The sequence below is a fragment of the Flavobacterium sp. genome, assembly GCF_031422135.1.
Taxonomy (GTDB): Bacteria; Bacteroidota; Bacteroidia; order Flavobacteriales; family Flavobacteriaceae; genus Flavobacterium.
The window spans coordinates 1-23,196 of record NZ_JANOQD010000117.1 but is presented as its reverse complement, the minus strand read 5'-3'; the positions used below and the strand labels follow the sequence as shown (position 1 = coordinate 23,196).

The 23,196-nt window shown below is 32.8% G+C and carries 18 protein-coding genes; 11 read left to right on the top strand and 7 right to left on the bottom strand.

What is annotated here, in order from left to right; translation table 11 throughout:
• The first annotated feature begins 7 nt into the window (after positions 1-7).
• The 6 genes from RMO70_RS15305 (at position 8) to RMO70_RS15280 (ending at position 7,971) form a co-directional block, all read left to right on the top strand.
• Entirely contained in the window at positions 8-340 is a 333-nt protein-coding gene (locus RMO70_RS15305) for a DUF6660 family protein (protein WP_310557312.1), read from the top strand.
• Positions 341-428: 88 nt separating this feature from the next.
• Positions 429-4,748, top strand: coding sequence for a CusA/CzcA family heavy metal efflux RND transporter (locus RMO70_RS15300; protein WP_310557311.1), 4,320 nt, complete (start codon positions 429-431; stop codon positions 4,746-4,748).
• An 11-nt stretch (positions 4,749-4,759) separates the two neighbouring features.
• On the top strand, positions 4,760-5,953 hold the full coding sequence (locus tag RMO70_RS15295) for an efflux RND transporter periplasmic adaptor subunit (protein WP_310557310.1): 1,194 nt from the start codon (positions 4,760-4,762) through the stop codon (positions 5,951-5,953).
• A 30-nt stretch (positions 5,954-5,983) separates the two neighbouring features.
• The gene (locus RMO70_RS15290; RefSeq protein ID WP_310557309.1) at positions 5,984-6,340 is read left to right on the top strand and encodes a heavy-metal-associated domain-containing protein; all 357 of its coding nucleotides are present in this window, start codon (positions 5,984-5,986) and stop codon (positions 6,338-6,340) included.
• 72 nt (positions 6,341-6,412) lie between these two features.
• Entirely contained in the window at positions 6,413-7,543 is a 1,131-nt protein-coding gene (gene bshA / locus RMO70_RS15285) for an N-acetyl-alpha-D-glucosaminyl L-malate synthase BshA (RefSeq protein ID WP_310557308.1), read from the top strand.
• Positions 7,540-7,971 carry a protease complex subunit PrcB family protein gene (locus RMO70_RS15280; RefSeq protein WP_310557307.1) on the top strand — a complete coding sequence of 144 codons (432 nt, stop codon included), beginning with the start codon at positions 7,540-7,542 and terminating at the stop codon, positions 7,969-7,971. The genes bshA and RMO70_RS15280 overlap by 4 nt, the downstream gene beginning before the upstream one ends.
• A 50-nt stretch (positions 7,972-8,021) precedes the next feature.
• Here the strand turns inward: RMO70_RS15280 and RMO70_RS15275 are convergent, their stop codons facing one another.
• A complete protein-coding gene (locus RMO70_RS15275) occupies positions 8,022-9,965 on the bottom strand; it encodes a DEAD/DEAH box helicase (protein ID WP_310557306.1) in 1,944 nt (647 codons plus the stop codon).
• 100 nt (positions 9,966-10,065) lie between these two features.
• On the bottom strand, positions 10,066-10,638 hold the full coding sequence (locus RMO70_RS15270) for a non-canonical purine NTP diphosphatase (RefSeq protein WP_310557338.1): 573 nt from the start codon (positions 10,636-10,638) through the stop codon (positions 10,066-10,068).
• A 229-nt stretch (positions 10,639-10,867) separates the two neighbouring features.
• On the opposite strand from RMO70_RS15270, the gene RMO70_RS15265 reads away from it, so the two are divergent.
• Entirely contained in the window at positions 10,868-12,127 is a 1,260-nt protein-coding gene (locus RMO70_RS15265; RefSeq protein WP_310557305.1) for a pyridoxal phosphate-dependent aminotransferase family protein, read from the top strand.
• Between the two features lie 112 nt (positions 12,128-12,239).
• Here RMO70_RS15265 and RMO70_RS15260 read toward each other — a convergent pair whose 3' ends face one another.
• Positions 12,240-15,368 (bottom strand): carboxypeptidase-like regulatory domain-containing protein, encoded by a 3,129-nt coding sequence (locus tag RMO70_RS15260; RefSeq protein WP_310557304.1) that lies wholly within the window; start codon positions 15,366-15,368, stop codon positions 12,240-12,242.
• A gap of 183 nt (positions 15,369-15,551) precedes the next feature.
• On the opposite strand from RMO70_RS15260, the gene RMO70_RS15255 reads away from it, so the two are divergent.
• Positions 15,552-15,881: a metalloregulator ArsR/SmtB family transcription factor gene (locus RMO70_RS15255; protein WP_310557303.1), complete on the top strand. Its 330-nt coding sequence runs from the start codon at positions 15,552-15,554 to the stop codon at positions 15,879-15,881.
• On the opposite strand, the gene RMO70_RS15250 is transcribed toward RMO70_RS15255, so the two are convergent.
• Together RMO70_RS15250 and RMO70_RS15245 are read right to left on the bottom strand one after the other, a co-directional pair.
• Positions 15,882-17,000: a GTP cyclohydrolase gene (locus tag RMO70_RS15250; RefSeq protein WP_310557302.1), complete on the bottom strand. Its 1,119-nt coding sequence runs from the start codon at positions 16,998-17,000 to the stop codon at positions 15,882-15,884.
• A gap of 1 nt (position 17,001) precedes the next feature.
• Entirely contained in the window at positions 17,002-18,141 is a 1,140-nt protein-coding gene (locus RMO70_RS15245) for a transporter (protein ID WP_310557301.1), read from the bottom strand.
• A gap of 103 nt (positions 18,142-18,244) precedes the next feature.
• Between RMO70_RS15245 and RMO70_RS15240 the strand changes: the two genes are divergently transcribed.
• Entirely contained in the window at positions 18,245-18,511 is a 267-nt protein-coding gene (locus RMO70_RS15240; RefSeq protein ID WP_310557300.1) for a DUF4834 domain-containing protein, read from the top strand.
• 23 nt (positions 18,512-18,534) lie between these two features.
• Here the strand turns inward: RMO70_RS15240 and RMO70_RS15235 are convergent, their stop codons facing one another.
• Positions 18,535-19,962: an L-serine ammonia-lyase gene (locus RMO70_RS15235; protein ID WP_310557299.1), complete on the bottom strand. Its 1,428-nt coding sequence runs from the start codon at positions 19,960-19,962 to the stop codon at positions 18,535-18,537.
• Between the two features lie 122 nt (positions 19,963-20,084).
• Here RMO70_RS15235 and RMO70_RS15230 point away from each other — a divergent pair, with 122 nt between their 5' ends.
• Both RMO70_RS15230 and RMO70_RS15225 read left to right on the top strand, forming a co-directional pair.
• Positions 20,085-22,007, top strand: a complete 1,923-nt coding sequence (locus RMO70_RS15230) for a sulfatase-like hydrolase/transferase (RefSeq protein ID WP_310557298.1) — start codon at positions 20,085-20,087, stop codon at positions 22,005-22,007.
• A gap of 62 nt (positions 22,008-22,069) precedes the next feature.
• The gene (locus RMO70_RS15225) at positions 22,070-22,651 is read left to right on the top strand and encodes a dual specificity protein phosphatase family protein (RefSeq protein WP_310557297.1); all 582 of its coding nucleotides are present in this window, start codon (positions 22,070-22,072) and stop codon (positions 22,649-22,651) included.
• Between the two features lie 259 nt (positions 22,652-22,910).
• Here RMO70_RS15225 and RMO70_RS15220 read toward each other — a convergent pair whose 3' ends face one another.
• A complete protein-coding gene (locus tag RMO70_RS15220) occupies positions 22,911-23,177 on the bottom strand; it encodes a type II toxin-antitoxin system RelE/ParE family toxin (protein WP_310557296.1) in 267 nt (88 codons plus the stop codon).
• Positions 23,178-23,196 lie beyond the last annotated feature (19 nt).

Here is a 23,196-nt window from a genome sequence, read left to right as displayed (position 1 = left end):
TTGATACTTGAATAAAATTGAAACAATATTACTATCTATATATATGATAGCACTTTCGTGCTTTCCTTGTGCTGATGTTAAATCACAAGATAGTATTACTCACACTTTAAACGAAGTTGTTTCAAGTCATGAAAATCATTCTCATAAATCTGAAAATGACTTGTGTCCTCCATTTTGTATTTGTAATTGTTGTGGTTCATTAATGCTCAGTTACCAACCTACAAATTTCTTTAGTTTTCCGTTACTTTCTAAAAGTATTATCACTCCATTACACACATACAAATCAATACTTTCTTCCAGCTTTTACGTAAGTATTTGGCAACCGCCTCAAATAGCATAATCAAGCCCCGCAATTTGTTGGGGTTAAAAATTTGTGACCTTTTCACAAATAATTTTGCTTATTTTCTAATTCGTATATAATATTTTCAATGTTAGATAAAATCATACTATTTAGTATAAAGAACAAGTTCATTATACTTTTATTTACCTTAGTGCTTATTGCTTGGGGGAGTTATTCCATTAAGAATTTACCGCTTGATGCTTTGCCAGATGTTACTAATAATCAGGTGCAAATATTAACCACGGCACCAACTTTGGCAAGTCAGGAAGTAGAACAATTAATAACCTATCCATTAGAACAATCCGTAAAAACGATTCCAAAAGTAATTGAATTGCGAAGTATTTCTCGTTTCGGTTTATCAGTGGTTACCGTGGTTTTTAAGGACGATGTAGATATTTACTGGGCAAGAGAACAAATATTTCAACGTCTTTCTGCAGCCAAAGAAAATATTCCTGCTTATGCTGGAACTCCAGTTCTAGCACCTATTTCTACTGGTCTTGGCGAAATTTATCAGTACGATGTCTATGCCAAAAAAGGCTATGAAGACAAGTACGATGCAATAAAGTTACGAACCATTCAAGACTGGATTATTATTCCGCAATTGCAAGGAATTGAAGGTGTTGCAGAGGTAAGTTCTTGGGGCGGAAAACTAAAGCAGTATGAAATTGCAGTAAATCCAAACAAACTTAATAGTTTAGGCGTAACTATAACGGATATTTTTGAGGCGTTAGAAAAAAACAATCAAAACACTGGCGGTGCGTATATCGAAAAAGACCAATATGCCTATTTTATCCGTGGGGTTGGAATGGCTTCTGGTATCAAAGATTTAGAAAATGTAGTAGTTTCCAATAAAAACGGTTCGCCAATTTTAGTTCGCAATGTTGCCGAAGTTCGTGAGGGAATTGCTTTGCGATATGGTGCTTCAACCAAAGATGGAAAAGGCGAAATAGTTTCTGGTTTAGCCTTAATGTTAAAAGGCGAAAATTCAAGTGCAGTAGTTGAAAGAGTAAAAGAACGAATGATTCAAATCAACAAAACCTTACCGGAAGGTGTGGTTGCAGAAGCGTTCATTGATAGAGGGAAATTGGTTGATTCAGCCATTGGAACAGTGACAAAAAACTTGCTAGAAGGAGCATTAATAGTAATTTTTGTTCTGATTTTATTTCTAGGAAACCTTCGTGCTGGATTACTAGTAGCTTCTGTAATTCCACTATCTATGCTGTTTGCTGTGATTTTGATGAATTATTTTGGCGTAAGCGGTAACTTAATGAGCTTAGGAGCAATCGACTTCGGTATTATAGTCGATGGTGCCGTAATTATTGTGGAAGCTACTATGCACCATTTGCAAAAAATTAAAAGAGAAAAAGATTTAACACAAGATGAAATGGATACTGAAGTGTATAACTCAGCTTCTAAAATCAGGAATAGTGCGGCTTTTGGAGAAATTATTATCTTAATTGTGTATTTACCAATTTTGGCATTAGTGGGGACAGAAGGAAAAATGTTTCGTCCAATGGCAATGACAGTTGGTTTTGCAGTTATTGGTGCGTTTATTTTGTCATTAACATATGTACCAATGATGAGTGCACTATTTCTATCTAAAAATACGGAACACAAACCTAATTTTAGTGATCGAATGATGGCTTGGTTTGAAGGAATATATTCCCCATTTTTAGAAAAAACCTTGCGTTTCAAAAGAGCAGTTTTAGCTTTTACAATAGCAATATTTGTTTTAGCCATTTTTGTTTTCCAGAATATGGGTGGCGAATTTATACCAACCATAGAAGAAGGCGATTTAGCAATCAACGCAACCATTATGACAGGAAGTTCGCTTTCACAAATGGTAAAAACTACTACCGAATATGAGAAAATTCTAAAATCAAAATTCCCAGAAATTAAAACTATTGTTTCAAAAATAGGAAGTGGCGAAATTCCAACCGATCCTATGCCAATTGAAAGTGGTGATTTAATTATCGTTTTAAAAGACAAAAGTGAATGGCGGGATGGTTATGACAATTGGGAAGACATTGCCAATGCAATGAAATCCGAAATGGAAGCCATTCCAGGAGCTACTATTGAAGTTTCACAACCTATTCAGATGCGTTTCAACGAATTGATGACAGGTAGCCGAAGTGATATTGCTATTAAAATTTTTGGTGATGATTTAGAAATTTTAGACGCCAAAGCCAATGAATTAATATCAAAAATCAGTAAAATAGAAGGAATCGGAGATTTAAAAGCCGATAAAGTAACTGGTTTGCCACAAATAACCGTAAAATACGATTACAATAAAATTGCCTTATATGGTTTGAATATTACCGACATCAACCAAATTATTCGTTATTCATTTGCTGGGGAAAGTGCAGGAAAAATTTATGAAGAAAGCAAACGTTTTGATATTGTTGTCCGAATGGATGCTAGTAATCGTAGCGATATCACCGATGTTAGTAATTTATTTATTCCATTGCCAAACGGGCAACAAGTGCCACTTTCGCAAGTCGCAACTGTAGCGTTTGAGCAAGGTCCAGTTCAAGTTTCTCGTGAAGATGGTAAACGTAGAATTACAGTTGGATTGAATGTTCGGGGTCGTGATGTAAAAAGCGTAGTGGAAGAAATTCAAGCCAAATTAGATAAAAATTACAAACTTCCAGCTGGGTATTTTATCACCTATGGCGGACAATTTGAGAATTTGGTTGAAGCCAACAAACGACTTTCGGTAGCCTTGCCCATTGCATTGGGATTGATTTTAGTTTTATTGTTTTTTACTTTCAATAGTTACAAGCAAGCCTTATTGATTTTTACAGCCATTCCGTTATCAGCTATTGGTGGTGTTTTTGCTTTGTGGTTACGAGGAATGCCTTTTAGTATTTCAGCAGGAATTGGTTTTATTGCCCTTTTTGGGATTGCGGTTTTAAACGGAATTGTATTGATATCCTATTTCAACCAACTCAAAATGGAAGGTGTTTCCGATGCCTTGCAACGTGTTTTGATAGGAACCAAAGTCAGATTAAGACCAGTTTTAATGACAGCCGCTGTAGCCTCACTAGGTTTTTTACCAATGGCATTGTCAACCAGTGGTGGTGCAGAAGTGCAAAAACCATTGGCAACAGTAGTTATTGGTGGACTTTTATCAGCAACATTGTTGACGTTAATTGTTTTACCAATTTTGTACTTATTAGTTGAACAAGGTTTTAAAAGAAGAAAAAATAGGACAACAACAGTAATTACAGCAATTTTGTTATTGATTAGCACATTTTCATTTGCACAAAGTCCGCAAACAATTTCGTTAGAAAGCGCCATCGAAATGGCTAAAACCAATAATATCGATTTAAAAATTGCCGATAAAGAGATTGAAAAGCAAACCACGCTCAAGAAAACAGCTTTTCAATTAGATCCTTTGCAAGTGCAATACCAAGGCGGACAGTTTAATAGCGATGAATACGATCATAATATTTCGGTGCAACAATATTTTCCGATTGGAAAAATCACCAAAGCCAACCGCCAATTGCAAGAAGAATTGGTAAAACTTGCTGAAAAACGAAAAGCATTGTCAGAATATGAAATTGAAAAAGCGGTAACTATTGCTTATTATCAATATTTGTATGGCATTTCAATTCAAAAATTAAATACAGAGTTACTCACCATTTATGCCAAATTTCTAAAAAATGCCGAACTACGTTTCAAAACTGGCGAAAGTGGGAATATTGAAGTAATTAGCGCCAAAGCAAAAGTAAAAGAAATAGAAACCCAAAAAGAACAATTGGCATTTGACTTGGCAATTTATCAAAAACAATTGCAGTTTTTTGTCCAAACTGATGAGGATATTTTACCAGATATAAAAATCCCGTTGCAATATCAATCCATTAAAAAAGTTGATGTTGCAAAAGTAGAAGGTTTGTTGAGCGATTACTATTTACAACAAATTTCGGTATATCAAAAAGAAGCCAATACTTTCAAAGCCTTGAAAACACCAAAACTTGGATTGGGCTATTTTGCACAAACTATCGATACCAAATCGTTGTTTCAAGGATTCACTGCAGGCTTGCAAATTCCGTTGTTTGGTGGCGCAAATTCGGCAAGAAGTAAAGCATCAGAAATTAGTATTTCGCAATCACAATTAGAATTAGATAAAAGTAAATTTACATTGAAAACACAAATGCGACAATTGCAAAACGAACTTTCAAAACAGCAAAAAGCATTGGATTATTACAACAATGAAGGTTTGCAATATGCAGATCAAATTATTGCAACAGCCCAAAAAAGTTATGCTGGTGGCGATATGAGTTATTGGGCGTATATCAATTTTTTGAACCAAGCATTAGACATCAAAAAACAACATATTGAAGTTGTAAATACGTACAATCAAAGTGCTATTCAACAGCAGTTTCCATCCATTTCTAATAATTAAAATTTCTTAAAATGAAAAATACAAAATCAAAATTCAAGATTTTCATATTACTTAATACTCTAGTCTTGACACTTTTTACTTCTTGTGGCGAAAAGAAAACCGAAGTAACTCCCGATGAAGAAACATCAGAAAACGAAGTTGCCTTAACCCAAGTGCAATTCAAAACAGTTGGTATTGAAACTGGAACAATAGAAAACAGAAATTTAAATACCATCATAAAAGCCAATGGATATACCACAGTGCCACCACAAAATATGGCAAATGTTTCTACCTTAATTGGTGGAACTGTCAAAGATATTTTGGTGCTAGAAGGAACTTTTGTAAACAAAGGAAAAGTACTGGCAACCATTCAAAACTTGGAAGTGGTTGAGATGCAAGAAGATTACCGCTCGGCATCGGCAAACATTGAATTTTTGCAATTAGAATACGATCGCCAAAAAACATTGAGCGAAGAAAACGTAAATCCTAGAAAAACATTTCAAGAAGTAAAAGCAAAGTTAGCTGTAGAAAGAGCCAGAGCACAAGCCGCAAAAAACAAATTGCAAGCCTTGAATATGAGTACCAATGGTTCAAGCTTGGTGCCAATAGTTTCACCAATTTCTGGTTATGTTGGTAAAATTAGTATTGCCAAAGGTGCTTATGCAGAAACAGGAACAGCACTTTTTGAAGTGGTTGACAATAGCCAGATGCACTTGGATTTGAACGTCTATGAAAAAGATTTAGGTTCAATATCTATAGGTCAAGAAATAGATTTTGTATTGACCAATCAGTCAAATAAATCGGTAAAAGGCAAAATATTTGGGATTAACAAATCATTTTCTAACGAAAGTAAAACCGTTGCCGTTCACGCTAAAATAAATCCTGCTGATGCAAAAGGACTTATTTCTGGAATGTATGTTTCGGCAAATATTAATATTACCAACGCTACAGTTACTGCGTTGCCAAAAGATGCAATTGTAAGAAATGGAGATAAATATTTTATATTTGTCCAAGATGAGTATGAAGAAGAAATAAAACCAGTTGCAAAAGAAGAAATCCACAGCGAAATTCATTTCAAAGCCATTGAAGTAATTCCTGGCACAACAGATTTAGGATATACCGAAGTCAAACTTGTTTCACCAATTCCTACCGATACAAAAATAGTTGTAGAAGGTGCTTTTTATCTTTTATCAGCAATGAAAGGCGGTGGAGGTCATGAACATTAAAATAAAACACAATATTAAAAATTAATTCAAATGAAAAATTCAATTTTAAAATCAATCTTTTTTTTAGCCATATTATTTTTCGTAACTAATACTCTATATGCACAAAAAAAAAATCAGAAAGCGGTAATCAAAACCACTTTAAACTGTGACCATTGCAAGGAATGTGAAACTTGCGGCTTGAAATTCAAAACGGAAATACTTAAAATAAAAGGCGTAAAAATGTATGAACTTGATGATAAAGCAATGACATTCACAGTGTATTATAATGCCAAAAAAGCCAATCTTCAAGCCATTAAAGAAGCCATTTCTAAATTAGGATATGATGCCGATGATGTAAAAGCAACTTCGGAAGGAATTGCAACTTTGGACGGTTGTTGTAAGATTTAATTGCAATATTTAACTTTTATTTATAGAAGTATAAATTCCATTTTTCTACATTCGTATCATTAAAATCAATAAATGAAAATAGCAGTTGTTTGTTACCCAACATTTGGAGGTAGTGGGGTAGTAGCCACAGAATTAGGATTAGAAATGGCGCGTCGAGGGCACGAAATTCATTTTATAACCTACAGACAACCCGTCCGATTAGCACTATTAAGTCCAAATGTGCATTACCATGAAGTAAACGTTCCGGAATATCCATTGTTCCATTATCAACCATATGAATTAGCTCTTTCAAGTAAATTGGTTGATATGGTTAAACTTCATAAAATAGATTTATTACACGTTCATTATGCTATTCCTCACGCTTATGCAGGTTATATGGCAAAGCAAATGCTTAAAGATGAGGGAATCACAATTCCAATGGTGACAACTCTTCACGGTACAGATATAACGTTAGTTGGGAATCATCCGTTTTATAAAACTGCGGTAACTTTCAGCATCAATAAATCGGATAAAGTGACTTCGGTTTCTCAAAGTTTAAAGGATGATACTTTGCGACTTTTTAATATTAGAAAGGAAATAGAAGTTATTCCAAACTTTATTGAATTAAACAACGATAATTCCATTCAAAATCCATGTAAACGCTCCGTAATGGCTCAAGCTGATGAGCGAATTATAACACACATTAGTAATTTTAGAAAAGTAAAAAACATACCAGATGTAATTCAGATTTTTTATCTAATTCAACAAAAAGTGAAAGCGAAATTAATGATGGTTGGTGATGGTCCTGAGAGAGCCAAAGCGGAGAAACTTTGCGAAGAATTAGGGATAAGTGACAAAGTTATTTTCTTTGGAAATAGCAATGAGATTAATCAAATTCTAAATTACTCTGATTTATTTTTATTACCTTCTCAAACCGAAAGTTTTGGATTGGCAGCTTTAGAAGCTATGGCGTGTAAAGTTCCGGTAATTTCTAGTAATTCAGGAGGTTTGCGAGAAGTTAATATTCAAGGAGTTTCTGGATATTTGAGTGATGTTGGAAATGTCATAGAAATGGCAGAAAATGGAATAAAAATAATTTCTAACGACAAAAATTTACTTGAATTTAAAAATCGAGCATTAGAAGTAGCTCATAGTTTTTCTATCGAAAAAATAGTACCTTTATATGAGAATTTATATAAAAAAGCTATAAATGATTTAAAATGAATAAATTAACACTTCTATTTTGTTTCTTATTTTTAACTTCCTGTGGTGTTTTGATACCAAATAAAGACGAAAAGAATATTTCAAATGCCTTTGAAGTCATTTACAAAAGTAATTTTAGTGGTGTTCCTTCAAAATCATATCGAGTTGTAAGAAACAATGAAGATTATAGAGCATTTTTTATTTCGATGGGAGAAGACAAGATTCCTGATGTGGATTTTGTAACCCACAATGTATTGATTCTTAATTTTGGGCAAAGAAAAACAGGTGGTTATGAAGTAATACCTGAAAAATTGATTGATGATACCACTAATTTAATTATGATTGTAAAAGAAATATATCCTAAAAAAGGAGATATGGTTACAACCGCTATGTCAAGTCCAATATGTATTGTCAAAATCAAATCTAAAAAAGATATTGTTATAAAATAAAAAATGCATCTTTAATTTAATAAAGATGCATTTTTTTTATTTTAATCTAATTAACTTCTTCTTGGTCTTTTTGGTCTTTCAGCACCTGCTTCAGAAGATCGAGGTGTAAAACCACCAGAACGTCTTTCGTTTCTTGGAGCTCTATCAGAGGATTCACTTCTATCAGAACTTCTTCCAAAACCACCTTCACGTGGAGCAGAACCTCTACTGAAACCTCCTTCTTTTGGAGCTGAACTTCGAGGGCCAAAAGCACCACCACCAGATCTTGGAGCTGAACTTCTTTCGCCTCTAAATCCGCCACCACCAGAACTTCTTCCTCCGCCGAAACCGCCAGATCTTCCGTTATGATCACGACGTCCAGAACTTGAACCACCGTCATTTTTAGAAATTTCTACATTGATTCTTCGTCCATTAAGGTCAAATCCGTTCAAAACTTCCATTACTTTATCGGTGTGTTCTGCGTCAGTATTAAAGAAAGAAAAACCTTCTTTTACATCTACTTTGAACACATCGTCACGACCTAATTCTAAGGTGTCTTTTAAGAAATCTTTCAATTGCATCCAATCGAAATCATCTCTTGAACCAATGTTAACAAAATAACGAGTTGCTCCGTTGTTGTTGTTTTCTCTTGGAGCACCATCTCTATCATCACGCTCGCGTCTGTCAGAAGATTGGTTAGAGATATCTCTATTTTTCTTGTAGTAAGCAATAAAACGATTAAATTCTACCGATACCATTTTCTTGATTAATTCTTCTTTAGAAAGCCCTTCTAAAACTTGGTTAATTGCAGGTAAGTAGTTATCAATCTCGTGATCAACTTCGGTATCTTTGATTTTATTTGCTAAGTGCAACAATTGGATTTCGCAAATTTCGATTCCAGAAGGAATTGTTTTTTCTTCAAACTTTTGTTTGATGATTCTTTCAATTGACGAAATTTTACGAATTTCACTTTTAGTTACAATAACAATAGAAGTTCCTAGTTTTCCAGCACGACCAGTTCTTCCTGAACGGTGGTTGTAGGTTTCTATTTCGTCTGGCAATTGGTAGTTAACAACGTGTGTAATATTGTCCACATCGATTCCACGAGCAGCAACATCAGTCGCTACAAGCATTTGGATTTGACGACCTCTAAAAGATTTCATTACACCATCACGTTGCGCTTGCGATAAATCGCCGTGCAAAGCAGCTGCGCTATACCCATCTTCGATTAATTTTTCAGCTACAGCTTGTGTATCTCTTTTTGTTCTACAAAAAACTACCGAAAAAATGTCTGGATTAGCATCGGCCAAACGTTTCAAAGCTTCGTAACGATCACGTGCATTTACTAAGTAAAATTCATGTGAAACTGTTGCAGAACCTGAATTTTTAGCACCAACCGTAATTTCTTGTGGGTCATGCATAAATTGTTTTGCAATTCTCGCTACCTCTTGTGGCATTGTAGCCGAGAATAACCAAGTGCTTTTTTCGTTTGGAGTAGTCGATAAAATGTTTACAATGTCTTCATAGAAGCCCATATTTAACATTTCGTCTGCCTCATCAAGTACACAATAATTAATTTGAGTAATGTTTACCAATCCTCTGTTAATCATATCTTGCATTCTGCCTGGAGTAGCCACTATAATTTGTGCGCCTCTTTTGATGTCTCTTGCCTGTTCTGTAATACTTGCACCACCATAAACGGCCACTACATTAATACCTTTTTCGTATTTTGAGTAGTTTTTAATCTCGTTTGTAATTTGCAAACATAGTTCGCGAGTAGGTGATAAAATTAACGCCTGTGTATTTCTATTGTTGGCATCAATTTTTTGAATCAGCGGAAAACCAAAAGCTGCCGTTTTCCCCGTCCCTGTTTGAGCCAACGCAACTAAATCAATGTCTTTTTCCAATAGCATCGGAATCGCTTTCTCTTGTACTTCGGTCGGATTCTCAAACCCTAGATCGATAATCGCACGTTGTAGCGACTCACTCAATCCTAATTGTTCAAATTTGTTCATTATTTATTTTTAAATTCGGTGCAAAAGTAGTGTGAATAAATGAGATAAACTAATGTTATTTTAACATTTGTCAATTTATTAACTATTGAAAATCAATACGTTACTTTTTTAAGAATTCTAAAAGCAGTTGAGTAGCCTTGCCGCGATGGCTTATTTTGTTTTTTATCTCGCCAGAAATTTGCGCAAATGTATGTTGATAACCTTCGGGTTTAAAAATTGGATCGTAGCCAAATCCTTGATTTCCAGTTTTCTCTTTAATGATTTCGCCAGCCGCAATTCCAGTAAATAAATATTGTTCTTTATTAATGTTCAAACAAATGACGGTTTTGAATTGGGCATTACGATTGTTTTTTGATTCTAATTCCAGTAATAATTTATTCATATTATCATCGGCATTTTTTTGTAGGCCAGCATAGCGAGCCGAAAAAACACCTGGTTCTCCGTTTAACGCTTCTACTTCTAATCCAGTATCGTCAGCAAAGCAATCGTAGCCGTATTTTTGGGTTACATAGTTCGCTTTTAAAATAGCATTGCCTTCTATGGTATCCGATGTTTCAGGAATGTCTACGAAACAGCCAATATCTTCCAAACTCATTATTTTGATATTTGACGGAAGCATACTTTGTATTTCTTGAATTTTATTCTTATTGTTAGATGCAAAGACGAGTTGTATCATGTTTTTATATATTTAAAAGTGTAAAGTTACAATGTTTCTTTCGAGTTAGCGATTGTAGCGGCATCCTTTTGTGGAATACAATGGAACAAAAGATAGAGCGGAAAGCGCGGTTGCAAAACCCACCAAAAGGTTTTGCGAAACTCCCGAAAAATAAATTATAATGTAAAAAATATTATTACTAATTTTGCAACTTGTAAAAAAACGTAAAATTTTATACTTATATATAATGGTAAAAGATTTATTTGAAAGAATTCAGAATAATAAAGGTCCTTTAGGAAAATGGGCTTCGCAAGCAGAAGGGTATTTTGTATTTCCAAAATTAGAAGGAGAATTAGGGCCGAGAATGCAATTTCACGGAAAGAATATTTTGAACTGGTCTTTGAATGACTATTTAGGATTAGCAAATCATCCAGAAGTGCGTCAAGCGGATACTGATGCGGCGATTCAATATGGTGCTGCTTATCCAATGGGCGCTCGTATGATGTCAGGTCATACTTCGGCTCACGAACAATTGGAAAATGAATTGGCTACTTTTGTTATGAAAGAATCAGCTTATTTATTGAATTTTGGTTACCAAGGAATTATGTCAACTATTGACGCTTTGGTAACTAAAAACGACATAATTGTTTATGATGTTGACGCACACGCATGTATCATTGATGGTGTTCGATTGCATATGGGAAAACGTTTTACATACCGTCACAATGACATTGAAAGTATGGAAAAAAACTTGCAACGTGCTACCAAAATGGCTACTGAAACTGGCGGTGGAATACTATTTATCACTGAAGGCGTTTTTGGAATGCGTGGACAACAAGGTAAATTAAAAGAGGTTGTTGCTTTGAAAAAGAAATACAACTTTAGACTTTTAGTTGATGATGCTCACGGTTTTGGAACTCTAGGAAAAACCGGTGCTGGAGCAGGTGAGGAGCAAGGAGTTCAGGCTGATATTGATGTTTATTTTTCAACTTTTGCAAAATCAATGGCTAGTATTGGTGCTTTTATTGCAGCTGATAATGAAATTATTGATTATTTAAAATACAATTTGCGTTCGCAGATGTTTGCAAAATCATTACCAATGATTCAAACTCTTGGTGCTTTAAAACGTTTGGAGTTGTTGCGTAATCATCCTGAATTGAAAGATAAACTTTGGGAAAATGTAAATGCATTGCAAAGTGGGTTACGTGAACGAAATTTCAATATAGGTGATACAAATACTTGTGTTACTCCTGTGTACCTTGAGGGTAGTGTTCCAGAAGCAATGGTTATGGTAAATGATTTGCGTGAAAACTATGGTATTTTCTTGTCGATTGTTATTTATCCCGTAATTCCAAAAGGGATAATTTTGTTGCGAATGATTCCAACTACTTCACACACTTTGGGTGATGTAGCTGAGACCTTAACAGCATTTGAAGCAATTCGGGAGAAATTAGTGAATGGAACATATAAAGAAATTGCAGATAGAACTACAGTTGATGTTTCATAAATGTTGATTTAAGTTTTCATTTATAAAATAGACATCTATAAACATAAAAATCCTTTTCAATTTGAAAAGGATTTTTAATTTTTACATTGTCTTAAATTTAAAAACTTTAGTTCTAAAACGAAAAAATAACCCCAAACTGAGCTTGCCATTTTGAATTTACAGGATCTATTTGCCAAGGTTTGCCTCGAGGATTGTTAAATTGATATACAGGTTGACTCCCATCAATTTTCACAAAATCAAGTAGTGCATACCCTGAATTATTTATGTTGGGCACAAAATGTTGTGCTCCCCAATTTCTATTTAATAAATTGCCTAAATTGAAAATATCTATCGAAAATTCGATTTTATTTTTAAATATTTTTTTTTCAAATACTATTTTCGCATCTACTTGATGATTCCAAGGTGTTCTTGCGGCATTTCTTTCTGCATATTGACCTCTGTTTTTGCTCAAATAACTATCGCTATTTATATAATTATTCAGTTGATTCCATTGTTCGTTTGCTGAAACCAATACAATGTTTGAAGCATCAACTATATTTTGTAGTTTAATTTCGGATTGATTTCTTGGGATGTATAAAATATCATTTTTAGCAGAACCATCACGATTTACATCACCTTCATATACAAACGAAAATGGACTTCCAGATTTGCCATTATAGATCAATCCAAATTTTAATTTACTAGATTTGAAATTGATATCATAAAAATGATAGGAAACAAATTTATGTCTTAAATCAAAATTTGAATACGTTAGCTCAGGAGTATTGGCGACAAGTGCTTGATTCCATTCAAAATTTGCTGCATGCGAATTGCGAACTGTACTACTAATATCTTTACTTATTCCATAGGTGTAGCCTAAAAAGCCATTATAGTGTGTTTCAGATTTTGTTAGTCCAAAAGTTATATTATAACGATAGCCTTGTTTAACATTAGTGAGTAAAAATACATTTGTAAAATTGGAGTTTATTTTTATTGCATCCGAAGTTGTATTATAATAAGGACGATTGTCAGTTCCTATAAAATTATTTTTCTGATCTTCTTTTCGGTTTATGGATTTAAATAGCAATCCGTTGAGAACTTTGGAATAAGTTGCATCAATATTTAAGGCATAATTATTCTTAAATTTTATGTCAAACGAAAGATTACTTTTCCAGTCACGAGGTAAATTGAATCCGTTGTCAACTAAATTTATTTCGGTTAATCTTTTAGATTGCAAAGGTTCAAGAGCATTTAAATTTTCATTGATAGGTAAGACTCCAGTGGGTTTATAATCAATATTAAAATATTTTGTTCCTGATATGTACTCTGGATAGGCATACCAAACAAAAGGCATTCTACCGGTAAACAATCCGCTTCCGCCTTTTAAAACATAGTTATTATCTTTATCAAATATATAGCTAAAACCAATTCTTGGATTAAGTTGAGGAGCAACATTTATGTCATTTTTATAGTTGGAAAATTCAGGAGTTTTTATGAATTCCTGACTTATTGGAAAGTCACCAGGGTGAAATTGTGAATCAATACGAATTCCTGCTAAAATATTGAATTTACTAGAAATTCTAAATTCATCTTGCAAGTAAATACTAGATAAAATGACTCCGTAATCTGCTGAGGGTGTTCTTTTATTATAATCAAAATCATTGTTTTCAACGTTATAAACACCTCGAACTCTATTGGGTTTGTCGTTAAGGAAATCAGAAACGGATTTGTATTGCCAGCGGCCATTATAAGCCGTTAGAAATCGGTATTTTATATTATTTATCTCTGTAGATGAACCAAAAGTTACTGTATGATTGTTCTTTATAAAAGTAACATTGTCTGTAATTTGTGTAGTGTTTAAAGTCAAACCATAAATAGACGCTTCTCTGTAAGTACCCGCAAAAATAGTGTTTGCAGTATTGTCAATAATTTCAAGATGTGGAAAAACACGACCATTATAAGTTCTATTGTCGTTTACAATAGAGTTTGAGACAATTAATTTGTTTGAAATAGCATTGTTAATTTTACTTTTTAATTCTGCAGCCAGTGTATTTGTAACGGAGTTGTGCCTATAACCTTGATTTCCAAAATTAAAAACATTGGCACTCCATTCTAAATTATCTGTAAAGCCAGTTACAAAATTATTCCTTAGTGTAAGTTTATTATTTTCAGATAAATTATAATCAAAGCGCAAAAATAGTTTGCCACTTTTTCGCTCTAAATTTGCATTTGACGTGGCTCCTGGGTCATAATTGTAGTTGGTTCTTAAATGATTGGCTATTTGTTCTACCGTCAATTTTGATATGTTTGAAGTCTCGCTTCCGGGTTCATTTTGAACAGGTTCTTTTCGGAAAGCAAATTCAGTATTAAAAAAATAAAATAATTTGTTTTTGATAATAGAACCACCAATACTTGCCCCTGTTTGATTGTCAATAAATGCTACCGATGGTTGTTTTATACCGTCTGCATAATTACCTGTTAATGTTTTGTTTCTCAAGAAACTATAGCTGCTTCCAGTAGTTTTATTAGTTCCATATTTAGTAACTGCGTTAATACTTGCTCCTGTAAAATTCCCTAAAGTAACATCAAAAGGAGCAGTTTTTATGGATAATGCACTTATTGCTCCAAACCCTATAGGCTGTGTTCCTGCTAATCCACCAGGCGTTCCAGAAGCTAATGAACCCGAAGCCCCGCTTGAAGGTTCCTGAAAACCTAAAACATCATTAGTAGCACTACCATCAATGGAAAGGTTATTGAAGCGATAATTGGCGCCTCCAAACGAGTTTAAATTTGAATCGGTTAGTAATCTTGTAGCATCTTGAATGCTGCGATTTAGAGTTGGTAAACTAGTTATTAAATCTATTTTTAGCTTTTTTTCGTTTCCATTTTTTGAACTGTTCCTCACACCATTTAAAACAACTTCATTTAAGGTGTTAGTTGATGAAATTAAAACAATGGTAATGTTAGTAATTTTGCCCAACTGAATTTGAATGTTTTCTTCTTTATATGGTTGATGTGAAAAAGCATTTATTTCCAATTGATAATCTTGACCAGGTTGTAGTTGATTGAAACTGAAAAAGCCGTCATTTTGAGAAATGGTAGAGTATTTTAAACCTGTGGAATTCTGATATAGTGTAATTGAAGCAGAAGTAATTGAAATGGTGTGATTAGAACTAATTCGACCATTTAAAACACCAGTTGTTTCTTGTGAAAATAATAAATATGAAAATAATAGAATAAATATTGTGAAAAAAAGCTTCATAAATTATATTTGTTTGACGAAAATACGTTTATATGTCAACTTTGGTTTTGAATGTAGACATTTTTTATTAGTTTGTTATCGTATATTAGCGATTAATATATGTTTTAAACTATTGTAAATAGTCTAGATTAGTGTAATCCTTATTTAAAATAATTATTTTCCCCCATCTATAAAATACGATTAATGAAAAATGTAAAGTTTCATTCTTTTGAAGTTGAATTAGCTCAATTGTCAAAATGCATTTCAAATCCGGCTAGGATAATGATTATATTAATTTTGTCTAAACATCAAGATAGAACCTGTAAGGAAATTGTTGCCGAATTACCTTTGAGTCAATCAACAGTTTCTAAACATTTGAAAGATTTGTTGGAACAAAAATTAATTTGTAGAAAAATCGAGGGAACCCAATCTATTTATACTTTAGAATGGAATAAATTAGAACGGGTTTTTACTTTATTCGATAGATTATCAAGCAAAACTATGCCTAATAGGCCAAAACGAAATTGCTGTTAATTACAGATTTTTTCTATAAGTACATCTACGCTTGTTGATTTTTGGATTAAAATTTTTCCAAAGATTTTGAATTGCAATATTATTTTCAAGTTCAGGGGTTCTAATACACTTTATAATTCCTTTTTTAGAGAATATATTATGATATTCGTCAAAAATAATAGCAGTTACTCCTTTATTTTGATATTCTGGCAAAATTCCTATAAGGTAGAAAAGAACTTCTTTACTGTTTTTGCGTGCTTGTAGCAAATGTAAAAAACCGAAAGGAAATAATTTTCCTTTTGATTTTTGAAGTGCTTGAGCAAAATTAGGCATAACAATAGCAAAAGCAACCATTTTGTTGTCTTCGTCTACAATAAATTGTATAAATTCAGGATTTATAAAGTTGATATACTTCTTTTTAAAATATTCTTTTTGGATTTCATTTATAGCAACAAACGATTCTAATTTTTCATACGATTGATTAAATAAATCGAACATTTTGTCCACATAAGGCATAACGTCTTTAGTTTTTGTAAAAATTAAAGATTTTAAACCATATCGTTTTTGGATTAATAAACTTGCTTTGTGAATTGGGAGATTATCAATATCACTAAAATTAAAAACACTTTCTATATATTTTTTTTCGACTACAAAACCTAATTTTTCAAAATGGTGTTTGTAGTATTCGTGGTTGTACCACGTTATCATATTTCCTAGTTGATCGAAACCTTCCGTTAGTACACCTACTTTGTCCAAGTTTGAAAAACCCATGGGACCTTCCACATATTCCAAATGGTGCTTTTTGCCGAGTTCATATACTTTTTCAAGTAAAGATTTTGTCACTTCAATATCATCAACAGTATCAAACCAACCAAAACGAACTTTATTTTTCTGTTGATTTTTTACCTCATCCCAGTTAACTATGGCAGCTATTCGTCCTACTGGAATATCGTTTTTGTAAGCGATGTAGAAATATGCTTCTGCTGACTCAAAAACTGGATTTTTGGTTTTGTCAAATGATTCCAGTTCATCAGCAATAATAGGAGGAACCCAATTTGTATTGTTTTTGTATATTGAAAAAGGAAAAGTAACAAATTCAATCATTTCCTTTTTAGAAATGGCATTTTTAACAACAATCATACTAATTTGGTTTTACTTCTTCCTTTATTATGTTTTCAGGTTTGATTTCGGGTATGATTTGCTCTTTGATTTCAGTTTTTGGTTCATCAATATTTTCAAGATCATCTAACCGTTTTAACTTTTTTGGTTCTTCAGTTGTTTTTTCGGTTTCGGTTTCAGGCTCTTTCTTTTCTGCTTTTTTATCTGTTTCAGATTGTATTTTATCTAATTCGTCTTGGGTTTTGATATTAGTTGTTGGTTTAGTTGAATTTCCTTCAACTTCCTTTTTAGCTTTCTTTTCCTTGTCTTTGTGTTTTTTGTCAAAACGCCAAGAAAACCCAACTCCTCCAAACAGTAGTGATGGCGTGTCTTTAATGTTTTTACTTATAGAAGCATCTATTTGCATATTGGAAGCAAGTAGGTAAGTTGTGCCTAGAGTGAAAATTCCATCAGAATAATAGTCTCCTTTTATACCTTTATTTTCAATAAAACCGGTCCATTTTTGACCTATACTTTTTGTAACAGTCAAAACATAACCAAAGCTGGAATTCTCAGAGCCTATTTTATCAGCAATAATATTTGTCACAACTACTAATCCACTTGTAAAATGATTTTGCGCTAGAATCATAATTTTTGGATTAATTGTAGATTCGTTTGGTATTGAATATTCATTGTCGAAAACATAGTTAACCCCAGCATATCCTGAAATTGCTGGAATGTACTGACGCCATTTGGGTTTTTGATTTGCTTTCCAACTGTAAATATTTGGTTTTTCATTTTTTTTCTTCTTAAAAGGATCGTAAATCAGGTATTTACCACCAAAAGTAGTTCTAGTAATCCCACTTCTATTGTATTGCAAGTTACCATTGGTGTATTGGTCAAACTGAAATTCAGCTTCAAGAATTAATTCTAATTGTTCAAAAAACAAACCGCCACGAGCAGCAAGATCAAATGCAAAACCTCTATCGTCATACTCAAGTAGGCTATGTTCTGACTTGAAACCAGTTACGCCACCCTCTGCTTGATACACATTTTTTCCAACAGAAAAAGCACCCATTGAAGATCCTGGTCTATTTGTATTTATCTGATCTGTAAACTGTGAATAGATTGTTGTTGTGAAGCTGTAAATCGCTATAACAAATAGAATCTTGATATATTTCATAGATTGTTTTTATTTAAGAAATCAAAAGTAATATATTTTATCATTATTTTAAGATTCAATATTTAATTTTAAAAAATAGTTTTATTAATTTTGAAAAAAAAATATGATTCAATACGCTTCTTTTAACGGTTTTTTCAAAACGATATTGTTGTTAATTGGATTTTATTATCTAGTTAAGTTTTTGGCTCGTATTTTTTTACCTATACTATTAAAAAAAGCGGTAAACAAAGTACAAGAAAATTTTGAAAAACAACAATCACAAGGAGGTTTTGCTAAAGGACAAAATTCTGATTTTCAAACTACAAAAAAAGATAATCCGAAATCAACCAAGAAAGTTGGAGATTATATTGATTATGAAGAAATAGAATAATGTTTTTCAAAAAGTATTTTATATTAACAATCTGCCATATTTACGGCTACTGCTAATCCACCTTCGGAAGTTTCTTTGTATTTGTTATTCATATCTTTAGCGGTTTGCCACATTGTATTTACAACTTTATCAAGTGGGACTTTCGCATTTTTCGGATCGGTTTCCAGAGCTAATTCTGCTGCGTTTATGGCTTTAATAGCACCCATAGTATTTCTTTCAATACATGGAATTTGAACTAATCCACCTATTGGATCACAAGTTAAACCCAAATGATGTTCCATTGCAATTTCTGCAGCCATTAAAACTTGTTCAGGTGTACCACCCATTAATTCACACAAAGCCGCTGCTGCCATTGATGAAGAAACCCCAATTTCTGCTTGACAACCACCCATTGCCGCCGATATTGTCGCTCCTTTTTTGAAAATACTACCTATTTCGCCAGCAACCATAAGGAATTGCTTGATTTCTTTCTCGCCAGCTTGGTGATTTTCGATGCATAAATAATACATCAAAACGGCTGGAATAACACCCGCACTTCCATTGGTTGGAGCAGTGACTACTCGACCTAATGAGGCATTTACTTCGTTTACAGCTAGTGCAAAACAAGAAACCCATTTTAGGATTTGACGAAATTTAACTTCCGTTTTTCGAATGCATTCCAACCATTCTTGCGGATTGGAATAATTTGCCAATCCTATTAAATTTTGATGCATATCAAAAGCTCGTCTACGTACGTTTAATCCGCCAGGAAGTATGCCTTCAGAATGACAGCCAATGTGCATACACTCAAGCATAGTATTCCAAATTCGCATTAATTCAGTATGGATTTCGGTTTCAGAACGCATTGATTTTTCGTTCTCGTAAACAATTTCAGAGATTTTTTTATTTTTAGAAATACAGTACTGTAAAAGTTCTTCTGCCAAAGTTATTGGAAACGGAAATGCGCATTTTATTGCGATTTTTTTCTTAGCATTTACACGTTCTTCTTTAACGACGAATCCACCACCTATGGAGTAAAATGTAGACGTATATTTAGAATCATCTTCTAAAAAAGCGATAAAAGTAAGTCCGTTTGCGTGAAATGGAAGAAATTTTTTATTGAAAACAATGTCTTGTAAAAAATAAAATGGAATCACAATTTGATTGTCCAGCTTGATTTCTTTTTTGTCTTCAATTGTTTTGATAATTCCTGAAATATCTTGAATGGGAATGTATTCTGGATCTTGACCGCTAAGCCCAAGCATAACAGCTAAATCTGTGGCGTGACCAGTACCTGTTAATGATAATGAGCCATACAAATCAACTTTGACTCGAGTTGTTTTTTGGAGAAGTTGTAAATCAGTTAGTTCTTTTAAAAATCGTTCTGCTGCTCGCCACGGACCAAGTGTGTGTGAACTTGAAGGGCCAACACCAATTTTTAACATATCAAATACTGAAATACATTCTTCCATATACTATACCGTTTTAACAAAACAAATATAGTGGCAAATTCACAACAAAAAAGTTATATTTCTTTTAAAATTTCTGTTTTGATGAATTAAAAAATTATTTTTGCGTATAATTTTTTAATTAAATGAAGGATACAATACGATTTTCGGAATATAAAGTACTATTTTTTAGGTTATTATTAGTCTATGTTTTTTATTTTATTGCAAGACTAGGTTTTTGGCTTTATAATTATGACGCCCTTCAAGTGGATTCTTTTTTCGAATTTTTACGATTGGCTTATCACGGATTAGTATTCGATACGACTTCTATACTTTATATCAATAGTCTTTTTATTTTATTATCTGTTTTACCATTGGTAATCAATACAAGAATAGGATTTCAAAAGATTTTGATTTACTTGTACTTTGCTACAAATTTACTAGCATATGCGACAAATTTTGCTGATTTTATTTATTACAGGCATACCTACACTAGAACTACCACTGCTGTTTTAGATGTATTGGCAAACGAATCCAATAAATCGGATTTGATGTCTCAATTTTTAATTGATTTTTGGCATGTATTTGTATTGTTCTTCTTGGTTAGTTTTTTGTGGATTTATTTGTACAAACGAGTAAAAGTTGTATACAATAAACCAGCCATTACAGGAAAATATTTTCTATTTTCAACTTTACTATTTTTGGCTATTACAACTTTGGCTATAGGTGGAATTCGCGGTGATTTCAAAAAAAGTACTCGTCCATTAAATTTGATTGATGCCAACAGATATATTAAAAATATTGTCCACGCAGACATTGTTTTGAATACTCCTTTTGCTATTATAAGAACATTGAAAACAGTAAGTTTCAAACGACAAAATTTTGTTTCACAACAGAGTATTGATTCTACTTTTGTACCAATCAAAAAGTACAATAATAACAAACCAAACAAGCAAAATATTGTAATTTTTATTCTGGAAAGTTATGGTAGAGAATATGTAGGTAGCTTTAATAAAGGACTAGAAATCCCCAATTATAAAGGATACACACCCTTTATAGATTCTTTGGCACAGCACAGTATGATATATACTAATGCATATTGTAATGGTAGTAAATCCATACACGGAATGTCCTCAATTCTTGCAGGAATTCCTTCGTTTAAAGATGCTTTTACTTCCTCTCCATTTGCCAATCAAAAAATTGAATCGTTGGTTTCTACTCTGAAAAGTGATGGGTATGACACTTCTTTTTTTCATGGTGCACCAAATGGTTCAATGGGTTTTCTTGGTTTTGGAAACATTTTAGGTTTCAATCATTATTATGGAAAAACGGAGTTTAATAATGATAAGGAGCACGATGGTTTTTGGGGAATTTGGGATGAACCGTTTTTTCAATATATGAAAAGCACTTTGGATGCAAAAAAACAACCATTTATGGCAACTTTGTTTTCTTTGTCATCCCATAATCCCTATATAGTTCCAGAAAAATATAAAGGAAAATTTCCAAAAGGCAATCTTGAAATACACCAATGCGTGGCTTATACTGACTATTCGTTAAAGCAATTTTTCAAACAAGCTAAAAAAGAAAAATGGTATGACAATACCATTTTTGTAATGGTTGCCGATCATGGGAATTATGTATATTATGAAGAGTTTATGAAACCTATAAACCGCTTTGCTGTTCCTATTTTGATTTTTAAGCCCAATAGTAATTTAAAAGGTGTTGATACTAATTTTGCACAACAAATCGATATTTATCCTACAATTTTGGATATGATAGGTTATCAAAAACCATTTAGAAGTTGGGGTAGAAGCCTGTTAGGCGATAAACAAGTAAAACCATTTGCTATAAACCATTCAGGAAGTGTGTATCAGTTTATGCAAGGGAATTATATATGTACTTTTGACGGAAAACAAGCCGTTGGTTTTTTTGATAAAAACGACAAAGGACTAACCAAAAATTTAATACAAAATCGTAATCAAGAAATGAACGCTGTTGAAATTGCATGCAAAGCATTTTTGCAAAATTATATGAACAGTATTATTGATAAAAAATTAGCACCAAATTAGCATATTCTTGTATTTTAAATGCATCTAATTATGCTACATTTGTTAAATAGAATCAGAATTTTATGAAATCGGTAGTTAAAAAAGTCATCATTGGAATTGTTTTTGTAGCTCTTTTAGTTTTAGGTAAAAACTATTATGATATGTACATCGCTCATAATTTTGAAACTATTACTGAAGGGAAAGTATATAAATCAGGCGTTCTTCCTCCAGACGAAATTGCGGATTATATCAAAAAATACAATATAAAATCGATTGTTGATTTGCGTTTTCCAGGCACAGCAGACTTGATAAACAATCCTGAAAGTCCGCAAGAATTAAGAGCAGAGAAAGAAGCCACAGAAAAAATACCTAACTTGAATTATTTTAATCTAGGTTCAGATCAAGTACCAAAACAGGAAAATTTAGATGGTTTTTTTAAAGTGATGGACAACCAAGATAATTATCCAGTACTTATTCATTGTTATCACGGGGTAGGTCGAGCCGAAATGTATTCAGCTCTTTATCGCATTGAATATGAAGGGATGAATCCAGACGAAGCCAGAAAAAAAACAAGATTGTTGACTAAGTTTAGTTCATTTGACATCGGAAAACCCAAGGGAGATTTCTTGAATAATTATGAACCACGTAATAAAAAAAAGAAATAATTAAGTTTTTTTAAGCTAAAATGAATGATACTGAAATTATCTTATTCTAAAGTTGTTCTTTTTTAAGGTTAAAATTTGTATTTCAAATGGATCGATTTAAGGCTGAACTTGCAAGTACAAGATCAACTTTGGAGTTTACTTCGTCAGTTCGCTATCGCTCGTGTGCCTAAAACCCCACTTGAGTCTGAAAGAGTGAACAGACGAAGTAATACCGTTAACTGTTGTTTTATTCTTGGATTCTGTTTTTCAAATCCATTCTCTAATGTAAGAATCTGACAATTTCAATTTCTTTTTCATTCAACAATCTGTAAAATATTATATGTTGCCCTGATTTATACCCATAAATTTCCAAATCAATTTCGATGTAATTTAGTCCTAAATTCTGATTTCCGGATAATTCTTGGCAATCTTCAAGCAATTCATAATAATATTTGTCGGCTTGATTTTCAGACCAAACTTCATAAGTATAATCCCAAATTTTAGATAAATCATCGACGGCTTTATTGGATAAAAAATATTTAGACATTTCTTTTTTCCGCTTTTAA

Excerpts from the sequence above, each read along its gene's own strand:
- RMO70_RS15265 (WP_310557305.1), top strand. The coding sequence starts at position 10,868 with ATGGTAAAAGATTTATTTGAAAGAATTCAGAATAATAAAGGTCCTTTA.
- RMO70_RS15300 (WP_310557311.1), top strand. The coding sequence starts at position 429 with ATGTTAGATAAAATCATACTATTTAGTATAAAGAACAAGTTCATTATA.
- RMO70_RS15280 (WP_310557307.1), top strand. The coding sequence starts at position 7,540 with ATGAATAAATTAACACTTCTATTTTGTTTCTTATTTTTAACTTCCTGT.
- RMO70_RS15290 (WP_310557309.1), top strand. The coding sequence starts at position 5,984 with ATGAAAAATTCAATTTTAAAATCAATCTTTTTTTTAGCCATATTATTT.
- bshA (WP_310557308.1), top strand. The coding sequence starts at position 6,413 with ATGAAAATAGCAGTTGTTTGTTACCCAACATTTGGAGGTAGTGGGGTA.
- RMO70_RS15245 (WP_310557301.1), bottom strand. The coding sequence starts at position 18,141 with ATGAAATATATCAAGATTCTATTTGTTATAGCGATTTACAGCTTCACA.
- RMO70_RS15240 (WP_310557300.1), top strand. The coding sequence starts at position 18,245 with ATGATTCAATACGCTTCTTTTAACGGTTTTTTCAAAACGATATTGTTG.
- RMO70_RS15275 (WP_310557306.1), bottom strand. The coding sequence starts at position 9,965 with ATGAACAAATTTGAACAATTAGGATTGAGTGAGTCGCTACAACGTGCG.
- RMO70_RS15220 (WP_310557296.1), bottom strand. The coding sequence starts at position 23,177 with ATGTCTAAATATTTTTTATCCAATAAAGCCGTCGATGATTTATCTAAA.
- RMO70_RS15295 (WP_310557310.1), top strand. The coding sequence starts at position 4,760 with ATGAAAAATACAAAATCAAAATTCAAGATTTTCATATTACTTAATACT.
- RMO70_RS15260 (WP_310557304.1), bottom strand. The coding sequence starts at position 15,368 with ATGAAGCTTTTTTTCACAATATTTATTCTATTATTTTCATATTTATTA.
- RMO70_RS15255 (WP_310557303.1), top strand. The coding sequence starts at position 15,552 with ATGAAAAATGTAAAGTTTCATTCTTTTGAAGTTGAATTAGCTCAATTG.
- RMO70_RS15225 (WP_310557297.1), top strand. The coding sequence starts at position 22,070 with ATGAAATCGGTAGTTAAAAAAGTCATCATTGGAATTGTTTTTGTAGCT.
- RMO70_RS15230 (WP_310557298.1), top strand. The coding sequence starts at position 20,085 with ATGAAGGATACAATACGATTTTCGGAATATAAAGTACTATTTTTTAGG.
- RMO70_RS15250 (WP_310557302.1), bottom strand. The coding sequence starts at position 17,000 with ATGATTGTTGTTAAAAATGCCATTTCTAAAAAGGAAATGATTGAATTT.
- RMO70_RS15235 (WP_310557299.1), bottom strand. The coding sequence starts at position 19,962 with ATGGAAGAATGTATTTCAGTATTTGATATGTTAAAAATTGGTGTTGGC.